This window comes from Azospirillum sp. Sh1 (assembly GCF_008365135.1).
Lineage (GTDB): Bacteria > Pseudomonadota > Alphaproteobacteria > Azospirillales > Azospirillaceae > Azospirillum > Azospirillum oryzae.
Genome location: NZ_VTTK01000064.1, coordinates 1 through 20,884 on the forward strand (window position 1 = coordinate 1; position 20,884 = coordinate 20,884).

Annotated in this window: 15 protein-coding genes and 5 pseudogenes; 11 read left to right on the top strand and 9 right to left on the bottom strand. The window is 63.6% G+C overall.

What is annotated here, in order from left to right:
• Window positions 1-328 precede the first annotated feature (328 nt).
• From FZ029_RS34030 to FZ029_RS31795, 9 genes and pseudogenes are all read left to right on the top strand, one after another.
• Window positions 329-907: pseudogene (locus FZ029_RS34030) on the top strand (recombinase family protein).
• A gap of 141 nt (window positions 908-1,048) precedes the next feature.
• Window positions 1,049-4,021: a Tn3 family transposase gene (locus FZ029_RS31755; RefSeq protein WP_149274080.1), complete on the top strand. Its 2,973-nt coding sequence runs from the start codon at window positions 1,049-1,051 to the stop codon at window positions 4,019-4,021.
• Between the two features lie 134 nt (window positions 4,022-4,155).
• Entirely contained in the window at window positions 4,156-4,587 is a 432-nt protein-coding gene (locus FZ029_RS31760) for a DDE-type integrase/transposase/recombinase (protein ID WP_149274082.1), read from the top strand.
• Between the two features lie 565 nt (window positions 4,588-5,152).
• Window positions 5,153-5,821, top strand: coding sequence for a hypothetical protein (locus FZ029_RS31770; RefSeq protein WP_247892598.1), 669 nt, complete (start codon window positions 5,153-5,155; stop codon window positions 5,819-5,821).
• 9 nt (window positions 5,822-5,830) lie between these two features.
• Window positions 5,831-6,583, top strand: coding sequence for an IS21-like element helper ATPase IstB (gene istB, locus FZ029_RS31775; protein ID WP_149274087.1), 753 nt, complete (start codon window positions 5,831-5,833; stop codon window positions 6,581-6,583).
• A 303-nt stretch (window positions 6,584-6,886) separates the two neighbouring features.
• Window positions 6,887-7,054: pseudogene (locus FZ029_RS31780) on the top strand (ISKra4 family transposase); the annotation flags it as partial.
• A 188-nt stretch (window positions 7,055-7,242) separates the two neighbouring features.
• Entirely contained in the window at window positions 7,243-7,884 is a 642-nt protein-coding gene (locus FZ029_RS31785) for a hypothetical protein (RefSeq protein ID WP_149274089.1), read from the top strand.
• A gap of 248 nt (window positions 7,885-8,132) precedes the next feature.
• Complete coding sequence (locus FZ029_RS31790; protein WP_211104276.1) at window positions 8,133-9,383, top strand: hypothetical protein; 1,251 nt, start codon at window positions 8,133-8,135, stop codon at window positions 9,381-9,383.
• 23 nt (window positions 9,384-9,406) lie between these two features.
• Complete coding sequence (locus FZ029_RS31795; RefSeq protein ID WP_149274092.1) at window positions 9,407-10,798, top strand: DUF6880 family protein; 1,392 nt, start codon at window positions 9,407-9,409, stop codon at window positions 10,796-10,798.
• A 173-nt stretch (window positions 10,799-10,971) separates the two neighbouring features.
• Here the strand turns inward: FZ029_RS31795 and FZ029_RS31800 are convergent.
• From FZ029_RS31800 to FZ029_RS31835, 8 genes and pseudogenes are all read right to left on the bottom strand, one after another.
• Window positions 10,972-11,232: pseudogene (locus FZ029_RS31800) on the bottom strand (helix-turn-helix domain-containing protein); the annotation flags it as partial.
• Window positions 11,233-11,557: 325 nt separating this feature from the next.
• Window positions 11,558-12,154, bottom strand: coding sequence for a nucleotidyl transferase AbiEii/AbiGii toxin family protein (locus FZ029_RS33440; RefSeq protein WP_211104277.1), 597 nt, complete (start codon window positions 12,152-12,154; stop codon window positions 11,558-11,560).
• Complete coding sequence (locus tag FZ029_RS33835) at window positions 12,111-12,683, bottom strand: nucleotidyl transferase AbiEii/AbiGii toxin family protein (protein WP_247892599.1); 573 nt, start codon at window positions 12,681-12,683, stop codon at window positions 12,111-12,113. The genes FZ029_RS33440 and FZ029_RS33835 overlap by 44 nt, the downstream gene beginning before the upstream one ends.
• A 972-nt stretch (window positions 12,684-13,655) precedes the next feature.
• Complete coding sequence (locus tag FZ029_RS34035) at window positions 13,656-14,048, bottom strand: toprim domain-containing protein (RefSeq protein WP_188052143.1); 393 nt, start codon at window positions 14,046-14,048, stop codon at window positions 13,656-13,658.
• Window positions 14,049-14,755: 707 nt separating this feature from the next.
• Window positions 14,756-15,592, bottom strand: a complete 837-nt coding sequence (locus FZ029_RS31820) for an MATE family efflux transporter (protein ID WP_149274095.1) — start codon at window positions 15,590-15,592, stop codon at window positions 14,756-14,758.
• An 81-nt stretch (window positions 15,593-15,673) separates the two neighbouring features.
• The gene (locus tag FZ029_RS31825; protein ID WP_149274097.1) at window positions 15,674-17,284 is read right to left on the bottom strand and encodes an IS66 family transposase; all 1,611 of its coding nucleotides are present in this window, start codon (window positions 17,282-17,284) and stop codon (window positions 15,674-15,676) included.
• A gap of 79 nt (window positions 17,285-17,363) precedes the next feature.
• Window positions 17,364-17,711, bottom strand: a complete 348-nt coding sequence (gene tnpB, locus FZ029_RS31830) for an IS66 family insertion sequence element accessory protein TnpB (RefSeq protein WP_149274099.1) — start codon at window positions 17,709-17,711, stop codon at window positions 17,364-17,366.
• Window positions 17,708-18,115 (bottom strand): transposase, encoded by a 408-nt coding sequence (locus FZ029_RS31835; RefSeq protein ID WP_149274101.1) that lies wholly within the window; start codon window positions 18,113-18,115, stop codon window positions 17,708-17,710. Before FZ029_RS31835 ends, tnpB begins: the two co-directional genes overlap by 4 nt.
• Window positions 18,116-18,173: 58 nt before the next feature.
• Between FZ029_RS31835 and FZ029_RS31840 the strand changes: the two genes are divergently transcribed.
• Complete coding sequence (locus tag FZ029_RS31840; protein ID WP_149274103.1) at window positions 18,174-19,382, top strand: IS256 family transposase; 1,209 nt, start codon at window positions 18,174-18,176, stop codon at window positions 19,380-19,382.
• A 58-nt stretch (window positions 19,383-19,440) separates the two neighbouring features.
• Here FZ029_RS31840 and FZ029_RS31845 read toward each other — a convergent pair.
• Window positions 19,441-19,611, bottom strand: a pseudogene (locus tag FZ029_RS31845) (IS5/IS1182 family transposase); the annotation flags it as partial.
• Between the two features lie 157 nt (window positions 19,612-19,768).
• Here FZ029_RS31845 and FZ029_RS31850 point away from each other — a divergent pair.
• A pseudogene (locus FZ029_RS31850) lies at window positions 19,769-20,746 on the top strand (IS30 family transposase); the annotation flags it as partial.
• Window positions 20,747-20,884 lie beyond the last annotated feature (138 nt).

Genomic DNA, 20,884 nt, shown 5'->3' on the forward strand with positions numbered 1-20,884 from the left:
GATGGGGCCTCCAGGAAACCCGGAGCGGTTCAGTTCACAGCTTGAGCCTGCACGAGGTCGAGCTGATCCTGGCGGCGCGCGGCATCGAGGGCAGTTACGAGACCATCCGGAAGTGGGGGTCACTACACGAAAGTGATCATATTGTCCGGGATCTGGGAACGACCTGAGAACATGGGCCATGTAGCGTTCCTGCGACGGCTTCGTTCCTCGCAAAACTCCTAAGTTTCGCGACACCCCAGCGCCGGATGGCGGCCCAAAGGATTTTGATGTTGCAAAAGTCTGTCGCAAAAGGAAAAGGTTTCGCGATGACTTTTGCGACGGATGTCTCATGCTCATCGGCTATGCGCGCGTCTCCACCGACGACCAGGATCTTTCGCAGCAGCGGGCGTCCCTACAGGCGGCCGGCTGTCGGCGGATTTTTGAGGAGAAGGTCTCCGGAGCAAAGCGCGACCGGCCACAGCTTGCTCGGCTGATCGACCAGCTCCGGGCTGATGACGTTGTAACGGTCACGCGCCTCGATAGGCTGGCCCGGTCAACCCGTGATCTCCTCGACATTACGGAGCAGCTCCGGGGAGCTGGTGCGGGTCTCCGATCGCTCGCAGAGCCATAGGCCGACACCACCTCGCCGGCCGGCCGCATGGTCCTGACCGTGTTCGCCGGCATCGCCGAGTTCGAGCGCTCCCTGATCGCCGAGCGGACCGGCATGGGACGCGTGGCGACCAGAGCACGCGGCGTGCGGTTCGGCCGGCCGCCGAAGTTGACCACTGACCAGATCGCTCTCGCTCGACGCCTGATCGATGAAGGGCGATCTCCCCGCGAAGCAGCCAGAATTCTCAATGTCCACGCATCGACGCTGTACCGGGCATTTGCCCTTCAAACTCCCAAGGCTGCTGTCTCCGGTTCCTGATCGGCCCTTTGTCATTTTTGCCGTTCCGCGGCTGCCGGGACCCTAAGAGTGGAAACGGTGTCTCGGACAGCTCACTCCGTGACAGCTTCGGACCCGCATCACTATTCTCTCCCGAAAACGAGGTAATGGGAGATTGGAAATATGGCGCGTCGGCGGCTGTTGACCGAAGACCAGTGGGCAAGGCTCCTGGCGGTGCCGGACGACGAACGCGCGATGGTGCGCCACTATACGCTCAGCAGGGACGATCTCGACATCGTCACCCTCCGGCGTACGGCGCACACCCGCCTGGGCTGCGCCATTCTGCTCTGCTATCTCCATCATCCTGGGCGGATTCCCGGGCCGGACGAGCGCCCGCCCATCGCGCTGCTAGCGTTCGTCGCCCGGCAGGTGGGCGCCGAGCCCAACGATTTCATCGCCTACAGTCGACGTGACCAGAACCGGCGCGAGCAGGTTGCCGCGATCATGGCGCGGACTGGCCACCGTGCCTTTGATCGAACCCTCTTTCGCGACCTTGCCGCCTGGCTGACCTCCAAGGCACAGATCGCACGGGACCCGATCATTCTGGCGACCACCCTGATCGACGAGTTCCGCCGCCGTCGTATCCTGATCCCTTCTGCGGCGATCCTGGAACTGATGCTCCATCAGGCTCGTGGCCGGGCCGAGCGGGTTCTGCATCGTGCCCTTGTCGATGGTGTCGACCAGCGGACAACCGACGCGCTGGCCCGATTGCTGACCCTGCGGGCCGATACCGAAACGACCATGCTCGCTTGGTTGCGCCGGGTGCCGGCGGCTCCAACCGCCCGCAACATGCTGGCGGTCATTGAGCGCCTTTCCGCCTTGAAGGACCTCGGCATCGACCGGTCGTTGCGCGCTCGCGTACCGGAGGTCGCGTTCGAGCGGCTCTCGGCCGAAGGCCTGCGGATGACGCCGCAGCATCTTCAGGATCTGGCAATGTCGCGTCGGTGGGCTGTGCTTGCCGCCACCGCGATCCGCCTGGAGATGGATCTGACCGATGTCACCCTGTCGATGTTCGACAAGCTGATCGGCAGTCTGGCACGGAAGGCCGAGCGCCGGACGGCAGAAAACACCCTGCGTTCTGTTCGCGATACCCAGACCCAACTGCGGGTGCTGCTGACCGCGTGTAAGGCGGTGATCGGCGCGCGGGAAGCCGGCGCCGATCCCTACGAGGCCGTCGATCAGGGGGTCGGCTGGTTCCGCTTCATGAAATGCGTCACCGACAGCGAAGCCCTGGCGAAGCCGGAGATCGCCGACCCGCGCACCGAGATGCTTGGCCGCTACGCCACCGTTCGAGCCTTTGCCCCCACGCTCCTCAACCGTTTCAGTTTTCTCGGCAGTCCATCGGTGACGCCGCTGCTGCGGGCGCTCGACACCATTCGGGTCATGTACGCCGCCGGGCGCCGCACTCTGCCCGAGAAGCCACCGACCGGCTTCATCCGACGCTCCTGGCGCCCCTTCGTCATCAAAAGGGAGGGCATCGACCGGAAAGCTTACGAAATCTGCGCGTTGTCTGAACTGCGTGACCGGTTGCGGGCAGGCGATGTCTGGGTGGAGGGGAGCCGCCAGTACCGGGACTTCGAGAGCTGCCTCATGCCGCGTCCGACCTTCGATATCCTTTGCGAGGAGGGGGCGTTGCCCGTGGCCGTCCCACGCAGCGCCGAGAGCCATCTTGCTGAAAGAGGTGCGGAACTCGACCGGATCGTCACCGAGGTGGCGGGCCTTGCCGAAGAGGGGCTGCTTGAAGACGTCGACCTGTCCGACGGCGAACTCCGCGTCACACCGATCCGGGACACGACCCCACCGGAGGCCGAAGACCTTGGCCGCCGGGCTTACGATCTCATGCCACGGGTCAAGATCACCGACCTTCTGCAGGAGGTGGATGGCTGGACCGACTTCTCCAGCTGCTTCACGCACCAACGGAGCGGCCGGCCCGCTGACGACCGGGCGGCAACATTGACCGCCGTGCTGGCCGACGGCATCAACCTCGGGCTGTCCCGGATGGCCGAAGCCTGCCGGGGGGCATCCATGCGGCAACTGGCCTGGATGCACGACTGGCACATCCGCGACGATACCTACATGGTGGCGCTCGCCCGCATCATCGACGCGCATCGAGCCTTGTCGTTGGCTGCCGTCTGGGGTGACGGGCGCACGTCATCCTCCGATGGACAATTCTACCGCGCCGGCGGCCGCGGCGAAGCCGTCGGCGATGTGAACGCCCATCACGGCAACGAACCGGGCATCGCCTTCTACACCCACGTCTCCGATCAGTACGGCCCCTTCCATACCAAGGTGATCGCAGCGACAGCCAGTGAGGCACCCCATGTCATCGACGGCCTTCTCCATCATCAGAGCGGTTTGGACATTGAGGAGCACTACACGGACACCGGAGGCGCGAGCGATCACGTTTTCGGCCTGTGTGCCCTGCTCGGATTCCGTTTCGCCCCACGCATCCGTGATTTGAAGGACCGGAGACTTTACCTGTTGCCCGGTCGGGACGCACCCGCCATTCTGCGGCCCTTGGTTGGCGGAACCATCGACATCGAGCACCTCACGGCCAATTGGACGGAGCTGTTGCGGCTGGCGACCTCAATCCGCTCGGGCACCGCGACGGCCTCGGCCATGCTGCGGCGGCTCTCGGCTTACCCCCGCCAGAATGGCTTGGCCCTGGCTCTGCGAGAACTCGGCCGTATCGAGCGGACCGCATTCACCTTGCAATGGCTGCGTGATCCCGCCCTGCGTCGGCGCGCCAACGCAGGGCTCAACAAGGGGGAGACTCGGAACGCCCTGGCCAGGGCAATCTTCTTCAATCGCCTGGGTGAGATGCGCGATCGCAGCTTCGAGAACCAAGTCTTCCGGGCATCGGGGCTGAACCTGCTGGTGTCCGCTATCATCCTATGGAACACACGCTATCTCGAAGCTGCCTTCGCCGAGCTGGCAAGCCAAGGGCATGGCGTAACCCCCGAGTTGATTCGGCATGTGGCGCCTCTGGGATGGGAGCATATCGGCCTCACCGGTGACTATGTTTGGGGAGCCGAACCCCTTCCAGAAGCCGGCCTCAGGCCGTTGCGAAGAATGCAGTCCCTGCTCGCTGCATAAGTTCTATTTTCGTTCCCACATCCCGGACAATATGATCACTTTCGTGTAGTGACCCCAAGTGGAGCCTCCAGTTCGGGCGCGACTTCGCCAACACCCTCAGGCGTCGCTGACCGAAGCCGGGCGATAAGTGGTTCCTGGATGACGTGTTCATCCGCATCCGCGGCAAGCAGCACTACCTGTGGCGCGCCATCGACCAGAACGGGGTGGTGCTGGACATCCTGGTAAAGCGCCTGCGCAACACGAAAGGGGCCAAGCGCTTCTTTCGCAAACTGCTGAAAGGGCTACGCTATGCGCTGCGGGAGATGAAGCTCGGCAGCGAACATCGGCAAAACCGATCCCTGAACAATTGCTGCAAAGTCTCGCACCAGCCGACCAGACGGGGCGAGCGGCACATGAAGCGGTTCAAATCCGTCCTGCAGGCCCAGCAAATTCTCTCCAACCACAGCCCGATTCACAATCACCTCCAACTGTGCCGCCACCTGATCTCCGCCTCCGAGCACCGCGCCGCCCGCGCTCGCGCCTTCACCGTTTGGCGCGAGATGACTGGCCTTGCTCAGGTAAACTGATCAACGTCCCAAAAGCGGGGCTGCTCATCTTCATTGCGTCCTTGGCTGGTCAAGTCGAATTGTACCGAGAGTTCGAGGCGCGGCTCGCCCCCAGCATGCGTCAGCCCCACCTGGCCGGCGACAAGGTCTTCGTCGACTACTCCGGCAAGACGCTGCCCATCCGCGATCCCGCCACCGGCGCCGTGCGGTCCGCCCAGCTCTTCATCGCCGTGCTGGGCGCCTCCAACTACACCTACGCCGAGGCGACCTGGACCCAGACACTGCCCGACTGGATTGGGGCGCATGTCCGCATGTTCGAGGACCTCGGCGGTTGCCCACGCCTGATCGTGCCGGACAACCTGAAAAGCGGCGTCCTCAAGGCTTCCTTTTACGACCCGGAGCTCAACCGCAGCTACGCCCACATGGCGCACGCCTACAGCGTCGGCATCCTGCCGGCGCGTCCGCGTCGCCCGCGTGACAAGGCCAAGGTGGAAGCCGGTTACGCATCGCCCAGTACTTCATCCTCGGCCGGCTGCGCAATCTGCCGTTCTTCTCCCTGGCCGAGGCCAATGGCGCGATCGACCGGGTGCTGGAGGACCTTAACACACGGCCCCAGCGCCGCCTCGGGCTCAGCCGCAAGGAGCTGTTCGAACAGCTCGATCGGCCGGCGCTGCGGCCGCTGCCCGACACGCCCTACGAATACGCGGAGTGGAAGCTCGTGCGTGTCGGCCCCGACTACCATGTCGAGGTCGCCGGCTTCCACTACTCGGTACCGGCGACACTGATCCGCCAGCAGATCGACGCGCGCCTCACTGCCACCACCGTGGAGTTCTTCCACTGCGGCCAGCGGGTCGCCGCCCATGCCCGCCGGCACGGCGGCGAGCGCCACAGCACCGTTCCCGAGCACATGCCGGCGGCACACCGCCGCTACGCCGAGTGGAGCCCCGAGCGTTTCGAGCGGGACGCCGGCGACCTCGGCCCCAACACTGTGGCGTTGATCCGCGCCATTCTCGCCAGCCGGCCACACCCAGAACAGGGCTTCCGCACTTGCCGTGGCGTCCTGAAGCTGTTCCGCGGCCCCAACCGGGCCCGCGCCGAGGCGGTGAGTGCCCGGGCGCTGGAGATCGGCGCCACCACCGCCGACAGCATCGCCTCGATCCTGCGCAACAACCTGGATCGGGTTCGCTCTCCGACCCGCCCGGAGGCGCCGACGCTGGACCACGCCAACATCCGCGGCTCGCGGTACTTCCATTAGGAGCCTACCATGCTTTCCCATCCCACCTTCGACCAGCTCAGCGACCTGGGGCTGCACGGTATGGCCAAGGCGCTGCGCGAGATGCAGACCAACCGCGAGGCCGGCACCCTCAGCCATGAGGAATGGCTGGGTGTGCTGCTCGATCACGAGGTGACGCTGCGCCGGCAGAAACGTTTTGAAGCCCGCGCCAAGAGCGCCCGGCTGCGCCATCCCGCCGTGATCGAGGATGTTGATTTCCGGGCGCCGCGTGGGCTGGACCGCGCGCTGCTCCAGAAGCTGGCGACCTGCCGATGGATCCACGACCACCAGAACGTGATCATCACCGGGCCGACCGGTATCGGCAAATCCTGGCTGGCCTGCGCGCTCGGCCACCGTGCCTGCCGCGAGAACCTATCGGTACTCTACCAGCGCATGCCTCGGCTGTTCGAGACCCTGGCCCTGGCACACGGCGACGGCCGTTACGCCCGCCTGATGCGCGGCTTCGCCCGAGTGCGGCTTCTCATCCTGGACGACTGGGGGCCAGAGCCGCTGAACGCAGAGCAGCGCCGCGATCTGCTCGAGATCGTAGAGAACCGCTACAACGCCGGCTCTTTGCTGATCACCAGCCAAATCCCCACGGACCGCTGGCACGAACTCATCGGGGATCCGACTCTCGGGGACGCGATCTTGGACCGCATTCTTCACAACGCCTACCGCATCGATCTTACCGGAGATTCAATGCGCAAGCCGCGGCGTCCGCCAACCCTGGCCGACGGAGAGTGACGAGACCGCCGGGCGCCCCCGGAGCTCCACAGGCACCTCCCAGGCAAGCCGGCCGCTCTCCAGCGTGATGAGGCGCGCTCGCGACCGGCTTGCCCGGGGCCCTCCTGTGGATTCCGGGGACGCCCTCTACCTCGACATGATCATGGCGGCTTGACCCGACGCCATGCTCATGCGACACGAAAAACGCCTCGCGGGGATACGCCACCCCGGCCGCGTTCCTTCGGAACCCTGGCCGGCTTCAGTTCGGAACGGTGGCCGCCTTCAAATCGGAATACCCGGCCGGCTTCATCGGAATCTGCACCCATCTCCACGGCGACGACCGAAAGCACGGTCCAGCGACTGCTGCACCGGCGCATGGGCGCCAATCAGCAGATGCGGTGGTCGCCGCGTGGCGCTCACCGCATGCTGAAGGTCCGCACCGCAGTGATGAACGGGACGTTCGCCGCGGATTACGCCGCCGCCGCTCCATAGCAGTATGCCGGCACCAGAAGAAGCTGAGACAGACGGCATGCCTGTTGTGCCCAGGTTTGGCCGTCAAGATGCCCACAAGCCTGTCAGAACCAAGTGACCAAATGACGATGATGCCCAGGTCAACCAAAATCGGTGTAAAATGGAATGAGTCTGGGGCAGACATTGCCCCCAGGAGGTAAGGAGAAGCAATGTTTGTCGTGAGTGAGGAGAAGCGGTTTGCCATCCATCAGGCATTCGAAGCCGGGGGTGAGTGGGCTGCTGTGGCCGAACTGCGTCGGTACTTTCCACTCCAGCGCAATGAGGATGCGCTGTCAGCCGTGCGGGCGATCGTGCGATGGCCCTCAGAGGCGTCATTGTCCAACCGCGACACCCGCCGCAAGTCGGCTCCGCCGGGCTCTCGGCCGGCCGCACGCAACGAGCAGACCTCTCCTGGAAGCACGGAGAACAAGGCAACAGAGACGCTTGAGCGCAACGCTGACCTTGTTGGAAACAGCCAGTGGAGGCCGGCGACCTATGAGGCTGTTGCCGCTGATCCCACCGGCGGCGAGGGTACGATAACCATCATGCTTTCCGGTGAGGTGTGCGGCGCCTTCGGGATCGATCAACGTGTTGCGGAAGATAAGGCAACGGTTTGGGTGGTTACACATCTGTTGACCGGGCAGCGTCTCCCCCGCGAATTCCTGACGCATGAGGCAGCAATGGCCTGTGTGCAGAAGCTACAGGGGCTCCGCTGCTGGAACCGCGGCAATGCTACAGCAATGCTGAGCCATCCCGATACCCACCTTGCCCAACGTATTCTGTTGGCTGCACCAGACAGCCGCGAGACGTGAAAGGGTGCCGTTAGCAATTCTGCCGTCCAGAAACGACCGCACCTTGCCTGCAGTGGACGACAAGAGCACCACACTTCAGAGGGGGAAGGGTAGGGGCTGTACTGCCCAACCGCGCTCTGGGGAAGAGCTCGAGGTCATCAAAGAACGGCTCTTCAAAATGTGCTGGGTCGGGTTGCGATTATGAAGATTGCCGCCGCAGTGAGAAGGGCAAGATCACACCTTCATCACCATCGAGAATTGGAGCGGACATGACTGGCGGCCACAAATGGGCGTTCAAGACGAAGCTCCGAGCACGCGCATTTGGATGGCGCGGGTCTCAAACTGCTGCTGCGCGCTTGAAGGAGGCGGTGACCGAGATCAAGATCGTCGGCAAGTCTAATCCGTTGGCGGCAGGGGAGGGCGCCCTCGCGCTTATCGAGCGGCTGTGGCCCGCCTTCGAGCAGATCGATACCTCCTCGGGCGCCTTGGGTAGCGCTGTCAACAATGCACTCGGCGTGCTGATTCCGATCCTTATTGTGGCACCGGCCGATCCCAAGACCCGCGCAAAATGGCTGGAGCGCCTATACCAAGCCGTGCTTGATGACGGAGTGCAGTATCTGTTTCCGGTTGAGCAGCTTTGGGGGGAGATCGCTGTCTATCCTGAACTTATGAACAAGTACGCCGACCTTCTCACGCCGTCCCTGCAGCGGGTCTGGTCCGATAGCATGCCCGGCGGCTATCTTGTCGGCGGAACAATCGGTTTGTCTTGTTTGCTCGAGGTCGGGCGGTATGGTGACCTGTTGGATCTGCTCGCGACCTCCCGTCACCGCTCCTGGTCGGATCATTGGTTCGGCGCCGAGGCACTGGCACGCCAGGGGCTGGTTGATGCCGCCATCGCCTACGCGGATGGCTGTCGTGATCCGAAGCTCCGCAGCTATGATGAGAGGGCGATTGACCGCTTCTGCGAGGCGCTTTTGCTCCGATCGGGCCGGGCAGACGACGCCTACCGGCGCTATGGACTTCGCACCGGCGTGGGATCTACCTACCTGGCGATCTTCCGCGACACTGTGCGCAGCTACCCCGGTCGGGACAAGCGCCAGCTCCTCCTTGACCTCATTCAGACCCGCGGGGACGCGGGCAAGTGGTTCGCGGCGGCCAAGGACGCCGGTTTCCTCGACATCGCGCTGGAGTGTGCCAGGTCGATGAGCGCCGAACCGGCGACCTTGATCCGCGCCGTGCGAGACACTGTCGAACGGGAACCTGAATTTGCCGTTCAGGTCGCGCTGCTCGCGCTGCGCAGCCTTCTGGCTGGTGGTGGGTATGATCCGACCGTTATGGAACTGCATGCTGCGGTTGGTCATCTGATGGCGGTAGCGAGGCGGATCGGCCGTAAGGATTGGGCTTGGGAACAGCTACAGGCCATGGTGGCCGAACCATGCTCCCCAGGACGGGAACACATGCAAACGGCATTGAGGGCTGTGCTCCAGAGCGGAATACTGGCACCGGCAGCCGGAAACTGAGGCAATTCGAGAAGGGTTGAGACGTGGCGCCAGGGGAAGAACTCGAAATCTCGGTCGCGGCTGTCGAGGCTCTCGGCGCCCGTCGCCTGGCAGAGATCCTGGTTGGGCACGCTTGCCGGGACGCGGGGCTGCATCAAGCGCTACGGGTCGCCCTTGCTTCACACAACAGCGACGACCGACTGGTTCACACCCTGTGCGATGAACTCCAGCGGATCGAAGATGATCGCCGGTTCTACGGCTACCGCGAAAGTTCATCTCTGGCCGCCGACCTTGACCGCATCCGTGATGCCATTGTCCGGGACCTGCTGCCACGGCAGCCGGCGGCAGCTATCCAACTGCTCGACCGCTTCATCCGGCTCGACGCCACCGTATTTGATCGGTCCGACGACTCTGACGGCATGATCGGTGACGTCATCAAGCAGGCGGTCGACGATCTGGGGGCAGCCTGGGCAGTGATGCCCGACCGAGACCAAGTTCGCTTGGCGCATGAGGTCTTCGACATTCTCACCGTGGACGGCTATGGCGTTCATGGTGGTGTTGTCGGCGCCTTCAGGCAGGCGTTGGGGCAGGAAGGTCTGAGCGAACTCGAGCGCCTGATCCGCAAAGATTTAGACCGCTGCCGGGCCGAAGACCGGGAGGCACGGACGTGGCCTTTGATCCGCGGACTGCAGCAGATCGCCGATGCCCGTGGAGATGTCGACGGCTTCGTTGCCGCCCATCGGCTCGCCGGAACCGAAAATCAGGCCCTGAAGGACATCTGCGAGCGCTTGATTGAAGCAGGACGCGTAGCCGATGCCTTGACACGGGTGGAAGCAGCGGCGATTCCAGGTCACCGGCGATGGGAAGTCGATGACCTCCGCATCCGGTTGCTGGAACTCCTCGGTCGCCAAGAGGATGCCCAAGCGGTGCGCTGGCAGATGTTCTCCAGTAATCTTTCCGAGCATACCCTGCGCGCGTACCTCGCTCATCTGCCAACCGATGAGCATGAGCGGGTGCGCGCGACGGCGGTGGGAATGGCCCGCAGGCATCGTGAACCGCATGCCGCGCTCAACCTGCTGATCACTCTCGATCAGGATGCGGCAGCGAACCTGGTGCTCACCCGCATCAGCGAGTTGAATGGTGATCACTATTTCAGCTTACGACCTGCCGCCCAGGCATTGGAAGCCAATCACCCCCTCGCCGCCACTCTGCTCTACCGGTGCATGGGCGACGCTGTCCTGGCGCGGGCGCAATCCACGCAGTATGAGCACGCTGTCCGTGATCTCGTCGCGGCCAAGCGATTGGCTTTAACTGTTGGTGATTGGATCAATCATCCATCTCAGGAGGCTTACCAGGAGCAGATCGTCGCCCGCCACCGGCAGAAACGGACCTTCTGGAACCTGATGAAGGCTGCTGGACTGAACTGGAGAGGGTAGGGGGCCAAACTCGATCCCGTGTGTAGCGATTATCCTCGACGGTGGCTTGCGAAATGCTCGGGCCCGCGCAATGAGCGCGTGTACCATCGACGGCGGCGGCATTGTCGGTGTTCCAGGCGGTAGCTCCCTTCCAGCACGTCATCGACATTGGGTTCGACAGCGACTGGATGCGGCTTGAGCGTTAGTTTCTTTCGACAAGGAGAACGTCGATTCCGAGTATACCTCTGGGCGTTGGTGCAGAAATAGCCCTGGTACTCCTGGCTCCAACGATCCGGGCACAGATCGTGATAGGAGTTGCGGCGGATTTCCCGGTGGATGGTCGACCGGTGACGGCCCAAACCCTCGGCGATCGCCGTTACCGGCATCTTGGCGTCGCGCATGTCCTGGATGCGGCGGCACTCTGCGAAATCGATCTGCGAATAATACTGACCCATCAGCGCTCACGACCCGTAAAGCCTTGTGATTACAAAAAAGTTGCACTTCAGAATAGAACCTACCCCGCTTACAAACAAAAGACACATAAGATCAATTATGGAAATTAAAGCGTCGGCATGCGACATCGCATAGTTCTACAAATGCGAAACTTCACGTCCTGGATCATAGACCGTCAGGCTACGGGTAGCGTCTGTCAAAGTTGATGATTATCAAGTGACTTCAGCATCCTGGAGCCATATTGCACGGAAGTGATGAAGGCTCGAGATCACTCCCATCCCACCGTTGGTCATGCGGATCGGACGGAGTTCGAGCATCCAAGATCGATCAGGCGGTCAAGTACCGTGTCTCCGACGGCAACCTCCGATGTCTGCGCTGCATCGGAGCGCAAGCACGGCGCCAATCTAAGCCCGCTATTTGTTTATTATTTCTTGAAGTGTCTTGATTTTCGTGAGTATTTTTATTAAAGGATGGAGGCTTTTCATCAAACATCATGGTTGCCATGGCTCTGTAGTCCGCGCGAAGGTCCTTGATCCTCGTCTCGTGCGGCAAGAGCTGCAGCGTTCCTGGGCGGGCGGTATCGTAATTGGCCCAGCCGGAACGGAAGAACGTGGTTTTGTGCCTGGCGACCTGCGCGAGAAGCCCAAAGTCCATAGCGGCGATTTTGCCGTCGTCGGTATCGAGGAGCATGGCGAGATCGTAATAGTGCCTTGAGAAATATTGTGGTGTCGGCGATCCAGCGGGCCTGTGAGCCTCGGCATGCAACGCCGTCGCCTTCTCCCAGAAGGTGCGTCGAGCGGATAGAACGACGACAGTGCTGTCAGAGTCTTCGAAGAAGTCAGGAAAATCGTCCGCCGCATAGGGCCGGATGATCCGCTCTTCAATTGGCCAGGGATCGCCGCGAGCGCCGAATTCGAGCTTCACGCGGGGGGGGGGTGATGTACCCCATGCTCCTGTATTCAGTCGCTGTGAACGCGGTATGATAGTGGAAGTTCAATGTTTGGGCGTCGGCGGCATCGATCTCCAATGCCCATTCGTTATTAGTCGGTTCTCCAAGCTGTTTGATGATTGCAATACGAAGCGCAGGAAGAAGCTTCTCAGCAATGTGCAACTCGACGTCATGAGTTAGCTTGTCGATGAGCTGCCCCGCCTTCTTTCTACTCAGGCCTTCTTTCTCCGGATCTCGGTCCCCGGTGTAGCCGAGATCGGCCCGATCGAAAGACAGGTCGATATCTTCTGAGAAGCGACGGATGGCGTTGAAGGCCTTGGAGAGAGAGGTGCCGCCCTTGAACACGAGCGCCGCGGTATCGGCCGGCTGCTCAAAGAGACGGCGCTGTGTCCAGCAGACCCAGAAATCTTTCTCAATGATGGTATCCGCGACGCCGCGAGACGTGCCGGTCTCCCCGAATAGGGCGGCACGATCTTGGGCGGGAAGCAGAGCGACCTTATCCATCAACCTCACGTGACGACACGGTGTTTGCGATAGACACGAGCGTCGGCCGCATCCATGCAGGCGCCTGAACGGCTGTAGACGCAAGCGTCTTCTTATCCTTGGCCGAAAGGTGACGAGCCGCAACCTGCTCAACGTCGGCGGCACAGAAGACCCCGACATGACGCAAGGCTTGGACCACGGTGCCGGCCGCACTTCCCGGCGCGATGAGGTGCTTGGGCGAAGCGTGCCGAAGATCGACGACGCGCTTGCCCAGCACGACCCGACGGGAGGGGCCATTAGTGAGGTAGGTACTCTTTGCCGGAACCTGCGTCGACAGACCGAGCTCTTTGGCTGCACGAGCGCCGGCGACACCTGCACTTGCGAACCCGTCTCCCGCGCCAATGCGTGGGCCACATCATCCGGTGCCGGTGAAAGAGGGCCGAGCTTCGGATGAATCTTGGGAAAGTCGTATAGCCCCCGCGCCAGACGACGAAGCTGACCGCTTTTGGCCAGCCGCGACAGCGCCTGATCGATCGCCGACCGTCCTGCCACGTCCAAGAAGTCGCTCGGCGTGAAAACGCCACCACGCCCGCGGGCACGGGCGCGTTTCATGATCCGATCAGGAACCGATGTGGCTGTAGCTTTCATATGTCAGAAAATAGGCTGTTTTTTTTCTGACATTCAAGAGGTGGTCGGTTATGTGTAGCGTGCCCGGCTATCCCGCCCATGCGCAGGATAGAAGCCGGAATGGTGTGAACCAACATCCAAATCTGGGGCATTGCCGTGCGCCCTATTAGGTTGATGTTGCTAGGAAATCTACTTTAGCCGCGTTGGCAGCAGATCAAACGGATCCGCATTGCACGATCCAGCCGAGCAATCAAATCCAGCGTTTCGCCATCATCTCCTGATGCCCCGTGCTTTACGGCGTTGCGCGTCATACTCAACCTGGGTCAGCCGCCTGCCGTCTCCTTGGCGCAAACCTCGCTCATGGACCTACGCCTGGGTGCCGCGCGACTGCGCCAGGTCGGCTGCCGTGCGCTGCCGCTCGCCCCGCGCCAGCCCGGCCGACACCTGCTCGACCAGCTCTCCCCTACCCTGCGAGCGTGCCAGATCGTTCCAGTCGGTGCCGCGGTCCTCCGGCCGGAAGGTCGGTAGCAAAACCGTCCCTCCAACCCTGGCCGCCTCCTCCTCGGCCTTCTCCCGCCCGACGTTCGGCTTACCCTGGCGTTCCTTGGCGTGATCGTTGTCGCCGGCAATCACCAGCGGCTTCTCCGGATACGGCTGGCGCAGCGCCTCGGCCACCGGCCCAAGGTTGCCGGCGTTGAAGGCCACCGCCAGCCCAGTTTCCCGGTGCAGCGTCGCCGCGGTGGCATAGCCCTCCGCCACCAGCACCGCCTTTGAGGCCGCGGTATCCCCCGATCAGGAAGTGCCCCCCTTGGGTACGGGCATCCTTCTGAAAGCTCTTGCGCCCCTCCGCGGTGATCGCCTGCACTGACATCACCTTGCCGTCCATGTCCCGGATTGGCACCAGCAGGTTCCCCTCACGGTCCTGGCGCAAGCCGTAGGACGGCACATCCTTGGACCGCAGATAGAGATGATCGTCAGTCGCCGGCTCGGCCTGGGCAAGCCGCACCTCGGCGGCGTCCGCCGCCCGCTCCTGCACCAGCTCGCGCTCCTGCGCGCGGGTCTGCCGGCGCTGGGCCGCCTCCGCCGTCAGCCGGGCGCGGTCCTCTGGAGGGAACCATAAAGTGCAATTTGGGCTCTTTGATTTCATTGGAAAATCGGCCAAATCTGGAACCATAAAATGCACCGCCGGAACCATAAAACGGTCTCTGAAGACTGTTTTGGAACCATAAATTGGTTCAGTGAAAATTTAGGACGCACAATGCTTCAGTGTGAATTCTGTGCATGTTTTGTACACGCGTGACGGGAAGTCAGCTTCGCAGCGCTTGCTATTGTGATTCTGCATCTTGCCAAGGCGCCTGAATGCGCCGCGATCAGGCGCATCGGCAGCCCTCAAAGGCGCGGCCGCCCCGGGCGGAACTCCGCTTGAACTTCGGTGCAGGAGGCCGTGTAGGTCCCCCGGCGCCGCCTCACGGCCGGTTGATCTGCGCGGTCAGCGCCGCCGCTGCCTTGTCGGACAGGGGAACGTCGGCCGGCACCACCACGGCCTCCGGTGCGGGACCGCCTCCGATCCGGCCGAGCCGTCCGGTCACCCGAAACGCCACCCAGACCGCCGCGATACCGAACAGCACCGATCCCGCCGCCTGTCCGATCAGCACGCCCGGCGCCCCGCCCAACCAACCACCCGCCGCTACGAACGGCATGGTTCCCAGCGTCGCCCTGCCCCAGTTGAACCCGGTCGCCAGCAGGGGAAAGCCCAGATTGTTGAACGTGGCGTTGCCGACGAAGAGGAAGCCGACGAACAGGAACCCGCCGGCCACGGCGGTGCAGAACAGGCGGACCAGATCGGCCGACACTCCCTCGGCGGAAAAGGCGATCACCACCCAATCACGGGCAAGGAACAGGCCCAGCCAGACCGCGAGCACCCAGAGGACGATCAGCGCCAGGCTAGCCAGCAAGGTCGCCCGCACCCGGTCGAGACGGCCTGCGCCGAGATTCTGTGCCAGGATCGGGCCGACCGCGCCGGTCAGTGCGAAGATCGTGCCGAATGCGACCGGAACCATGCGGTCGACGATGGCCGCCCCGGCGACTGCCGCATCGCCGAAGCGGGCCATGCTGGTGGTGACGTAGACGCCGGCGACCGGGGTGGCGAGATTGGTCAGGACCGCCGGACCGGCGATGCCGACCAGTGTCCCGGCATCCTTCACCAGCCCGGTCCAGCTCGGGGCGGCGAGCAGCCGGTGCACCCGCGCCACACCGTGCCAGCCGACGGCGGCGAGCAGGCAGCGCGACAGCACGACCGTCACCGCTGCACCGATCAGGTCCAGCCGCAGGCCGAAGATCAGGACCGGGTTCAGCGCCGAGTACGCATCCGGTGAGTGCCGCGGTCAGGCTGCCTTCCAGTTCCAGGGCAGCAGTTCGTGCAGACGGTTCTGCGGCAGGTCGGCGATGCGGGCCAGTACGTCGGCGAGCCACGCCTGCGGGTCAACGTCGTTCAGCTTGGCTGTGGTGATCAGGCCGTACATGATGGCGGCCCGGTGGCCGCCGCGATCGGAGCCGCAGAACAGCCACGCCTTTCTGCCCAAGGCAATCCCGCGCAGGCCGCGTTCGGCGGCGTTGTTGGTCAGGCACAGCCGGCCATCGCCGAGGAAGCGGGTGAAGCCGTCCCAACGGGTCAGCATGTAGTCCATCGCCTTGGCCACAGGGGCATGGCGGGAGAGCCGGGCACGCTCCGTCCGCATCCAGCCCTCCAGCGCGGCTACCAGGGCGATGCCGTGCTCCTGGCGGGCCGCCCGCCGCTCGGCCGCCGGCTTGCCGTTCAAGGCGCGCTCGAGATCGAAGAGGGCGTCGATGCGCCTCATGGCCTCCAGCGCCAGCGGTGAGATCGGCGGGGCGTCCTTGCCGCGTTTGGTGTTCGCGGCGATGTCGGCCAACTTGAAGAAGCCGCGCCGGGCATGCGCCCAGCACAGCGCGGCATGGATCGGCCCCGGCCGACGGTCGGGCTCGTACAGCCGGTTGTAGCCGGCGAACGCATCGGCCTGCAGCCAGCCGGTGAAGCCGGCCAGGTGCCGTTCGGGATGCTCGCCCTTACGGTCGCGCGAATAGTGAAACAGCGCCGCCGGTGGGGCTTGGCCGGCGAACGGCCGGTCATCGCGCACATACACCCACAGCCGCCCGGTGTCGGTCTTGCCCTTGGCCACCAGCACGGGCACCGGCGTATCGTCGCCATGCAGCCGCCCGGCCGCCATCACATGCGCGGCGATCAGGTCGTGCAGCGGCTTCAGCACCGCCGCGGCGGTGCCCACCTGGTCGGCCAGGGTGGACAGGCTGAGCGGCACGCCCTCCCGTGCGAAGCGTTCTGCCTGCCGGTTCAGCGGCTGATGCTGGCCGAACTTCTCGAACAGGAGAGTGGCCAGCAGGTTGGGGCCGGCCCAGCCCCGCGGGGTGGCGTGGAACGGCGCCGGCGGCTGGCTGATCGTCTCGCAGGCCCGGCAGGAGAACCGCTCGCGCACCGTCTGGATCACTTTCCACTGGCGCGGGATCACCTCCAGCGTCTCGGTGATCGTCTCGCCCAGCTTGCACAGCTTGTCCGAGCCGCAGCACGGGCAGCTCGCCGGAGCCGGCACAACGACGCGCTCGCGCGGCAGGTGGTCGGGAAAGGGCTGGCGCGATGGCCGTTTGCGGGTGAAGGCCGCCACCGCGGTAGTTTTGGCGGCGGCCTGCTCGGCCGCCAACTCGTCCTCGCTGGCCGTCGCTTCCAGTTCTTCGAGCTGGAACTCCAGCTGGTCCAGCAGGCGCGCCTTGCGCTCGGAGCGTGTGCCGTAGAGCTCACGCCGGAGCTTCTCGATTTCCAGCTTCAGGCTGGCGATCAGCGCCTCGGTGTTCGACGCCATCGCCCTGGCCCGGGCCGCTTCGGCTTCGGCCGCGTCCGCCCGCGCCTCGGCCTGTGCCAAGGCGGCACGCAAGAGGGCAATATCGTCGGACAGCTTGGCGGTCATAACGCCAGTTTACCTGGGATCGCGCCGTCGAGCCGCCGCAATCCCCCCTGAACCGGCCCGTCGATTCACCGTGTCGCAGTCACCCCGCGGCCTCGGGCCGCCAAGTCTTCTGCGGGTTGCGCCAGTCGATGCCTTCGAGCAGATAGCCCATCTGCCCGACCGAGATCGACACCGCGCCATCCGCCGGCGTGGGCCAGATGAACCGGCCCCGCTCCAGCCTCTTCATGAACAGGCAACTGCCCTGGCCGTCATGCCAGATGATTTTCACCAGATCGCCGCGGCGCCCGCGGAAGATGAAGAGATGGCCGCTGTGCGGGTCTTGGGCGAGGCGTTCCTGAACCAGCAACGCCAAGCTCGCCCAACCTTTGCGCATGTCGGTGTGCCCGGTGGCCAGCCACACCCGCACCCCGCTCGGCACCGGGATCATGCCAGGGCGCCGAGGACGGCCGCCGCCAGGGCCGGATCGACTGGCCCTTCCAGACGCAGGCGTGCCCCGCTCGGCAGGATGACCTCGAGGACTGCCGGGCTTATCGCAGGCCTTGCCGGTGGCGGCAACGCTCCAGGGGGCTCTCCGACCAGCGGTTCCGTTACGGTCGGCTCCGGCGTGATGGTCACCGCGACGAAACCGGACGGTTCGGCCACGACGGTCCCGCTGGACTGCATCAGCCCTCGCCAACGGTAAAGCAGGCTTTCGTGCACGCCCAGCCGGCGGGCCGCCTCCGTCACCACTACGACGGATAGTGTCCGCGAACGTGGTGGAAATTTGGTGATCGCCCGGGGGTGGGGCATGCCCCACCCCCGGGAGGCGGCTCGCGCGAAAGAGGTGGTCATTGGGCTGGTCGGCTAGAGTGGAGTTGCGACACTTCCTCTTGCCCGAAGGACCACCCCAATGACCGAGGACGGTATGGCACTGGCAGACCTGCTCCAGAAGGCCGGCGACGGCGATTTTCTGCGCGCCGTCGCCGAGACGGTGCTGCAGATGCTGATGGAAGCCGACGTCGAAGGCCAGATCGGCGCTGGGCGTCACGAACGGAGCGCCGAGCGGCAGACCTACCGCAACGGTTACCGCGACCGGGCACTGGATACGCGCCTGGGCACGCTGAACCTGCGCATCCCCAAGCTGCGCCAGGGCAGCTACTTCCCGCCCTTCCTGGAGGCCCGCAAGACCAGCGAGAAAGCCCTGGTGGCGGTGATCCAGGAAGCCTGGATCGGCGGTGTCTCGACCCGCCGCGTTGACGAGTTGGCCCAGGCGATGGGTCTGTCGGGGATCTCGAAGTCGACGGTCTCCAAGCTGTGCCGAGACATCGACGAGCGGGTCAACGCCTTCCTCGACCGTCCGCTGGAGGGCGACTGGCCTTACCTGTGGCTGGACGCCACCTACCTCAAGCAGCGCGAGGGTGGACGCATCGTCTCCGTCGCCGCCATAATCGCCGTGGCCGCCAACACCGAGGGCAAGCGCGAGATCGTCGGCCTACACATCGGCCCTTCGGAAGCCGAGGTGTTCTGGAGCGATTTTCTCAAGAAACTCAAGGGCCGCGGCCTGAAGGGCGTGAAGCTGGTGATTTCCGATGCCCATGAAGGCCTGAAGGCCGCCATTGCCCGTGTCATGGGCGCCACTTGGCAGCGCTGCCGAGTCCACTGGATGCGCAACGCGCTCGCCTATGTACCCAAGGCCCAGAACTCCATGGCCGCCGCCGCTCTGCGCCAGGCCTTTCTCCAGCCCGACGCCGAAGCCACTCACCAAGCCTTCCGCCATATCGCCGAGCAGATGTGCGACCGATGGCCCAAGCTGGCCTCCTTCATGGACAGCAGCGAGCATGACGTGCTTGCCTACATGGGTTTTCGGGCCCAGCATCGCACCAAGCTGCACAGCACCAACACTTTGGAACGCTTGAACAAGGAGGTCAAACGCCGCGCCGACGTCGTCGGCATCTTCCCAGGAGAGTCCTCGATCATCCGACTGATCGGCGCGGTGCTCCTCGAACAGAATGACGAATGGCAGACCCAGAACCGCTACATGCAGGTCGAGGCCATGGCCGTGCTGACGCCGGCCAGTGAAAGCCAACCGGCCATCACCTTTCCACCCAAGGCCGCCTGAACAATGGCCACCTCAGCCGGTACACGAATTTCCACCATCTTGACGGACGCTATCCGATGGCACGCCGCCCCGTGGCGGGCGGCGTCCAGGCGGCGATTGCTTCCGGCGACACCCAAATCGTCAGGTCTCCTCTCCGCCGAAGCGCCGCATCGTAAGCCGCCCACCTCTCAACCTGAAGGCGGACCTTTGGGATCTTGTGACGTCGGCTCTCGTTGCCTTTGTACGGCATCCGGGGCTCGGCTTCAGCGAGGCCGCTTTCCTACCTCGCAGTCCTGCCGCAGTCTATCTCCCGCCGATTTATGCGCCGAAGTCACAGAGCCGGGGTAGGTTCTATTCTGAAGTGCAACTTTCATGTAATCACAGTGGATTACGGGTGGTGAGCGCTGATGGGTGAACATTATTCGCAGATCGATTTTGCCGAACGCCGCCGCATCCAGGATATGCGCGACGCCAAGATGCCGGTGACGGCGATCGCCGAGGCTTTGGGCCGTCACCGGTCGACCATCCACCGGGAAATCCGGCGCAACTTCTATCACGACCCGTTTCGAGATCGCTGGGGCAAAGAGTACAAGGGCTACTTCTGCACCAGCGCCCAGAAGTATGCCCGTGATCGACGCTCTCGGCGTAGATTAAAACTGACGCTCAAGCCGGTTCTGCGCGACCAGGTGATCGCCAGGCTGCGGGAGGGCTGGTCGCCACAACAGATTGCTGGCCGCCTCAAGCTGGATGCTTCTGATGGCGCGACAGTGTCGCACGAGACGATTTACCGCTTCATCTACGGTCCAGAAGGCCGAACCCTTAATCTCTATGCGCTTTTGGCCGTCGCCCGGCGTCGGCGTCGCAAGCGCATGGGGCGCAAACCACGCAACAGTCCGATCCCCGCTGAGCGCTCAATCGCCAATCGTCCGGCCGAGGTGGAGACCCGGCAGAGTTTCGGGCACTGGGAATGTGACTTGGTGATCTTCAGCCCTCAGTTCGGCAAATCCAACATCACGTCTCTTCAGGAACGTCAGAGCCGATACCACATCCTCATTGCCAATGAGGATCGCCGCTCAGCCGAGGTGATTAGCCGGATCGCAACGGTGCTTGGCAAATTTCCACATTATGCATGCCAGACCATTACTTTTGACCGGGGAACGGAGTTCCTGTCATACAAAAGCCTATCGTTGGACAGTTATTTTTGCAATACGCACAGCCCCTGGCAAAAGGGTGGTGTTGAGAATGCCAACGGACGTTTGCGGCGATATTTGCCTCTGGGCGTCCCTGTAGCGGAGCGCAATGGCTCAGCACTTGCCGCCCTCGCCAAGCGGCTCAACGATACGCCACGCCGCTGCCTTGACTACAGGACGCCAGCCGAAGTCTTTGCGGCCAATCTGGCGGCTTCGAAGATCGGGCGGTGAATACCAGCTACGCCTGATCCAACTTATACCGGCTCACGCCTGAACTGACTCTCGGGTCGCAGGGGCTTCCCAAATTATAGCGAGCATGATTCACTGAAGCTC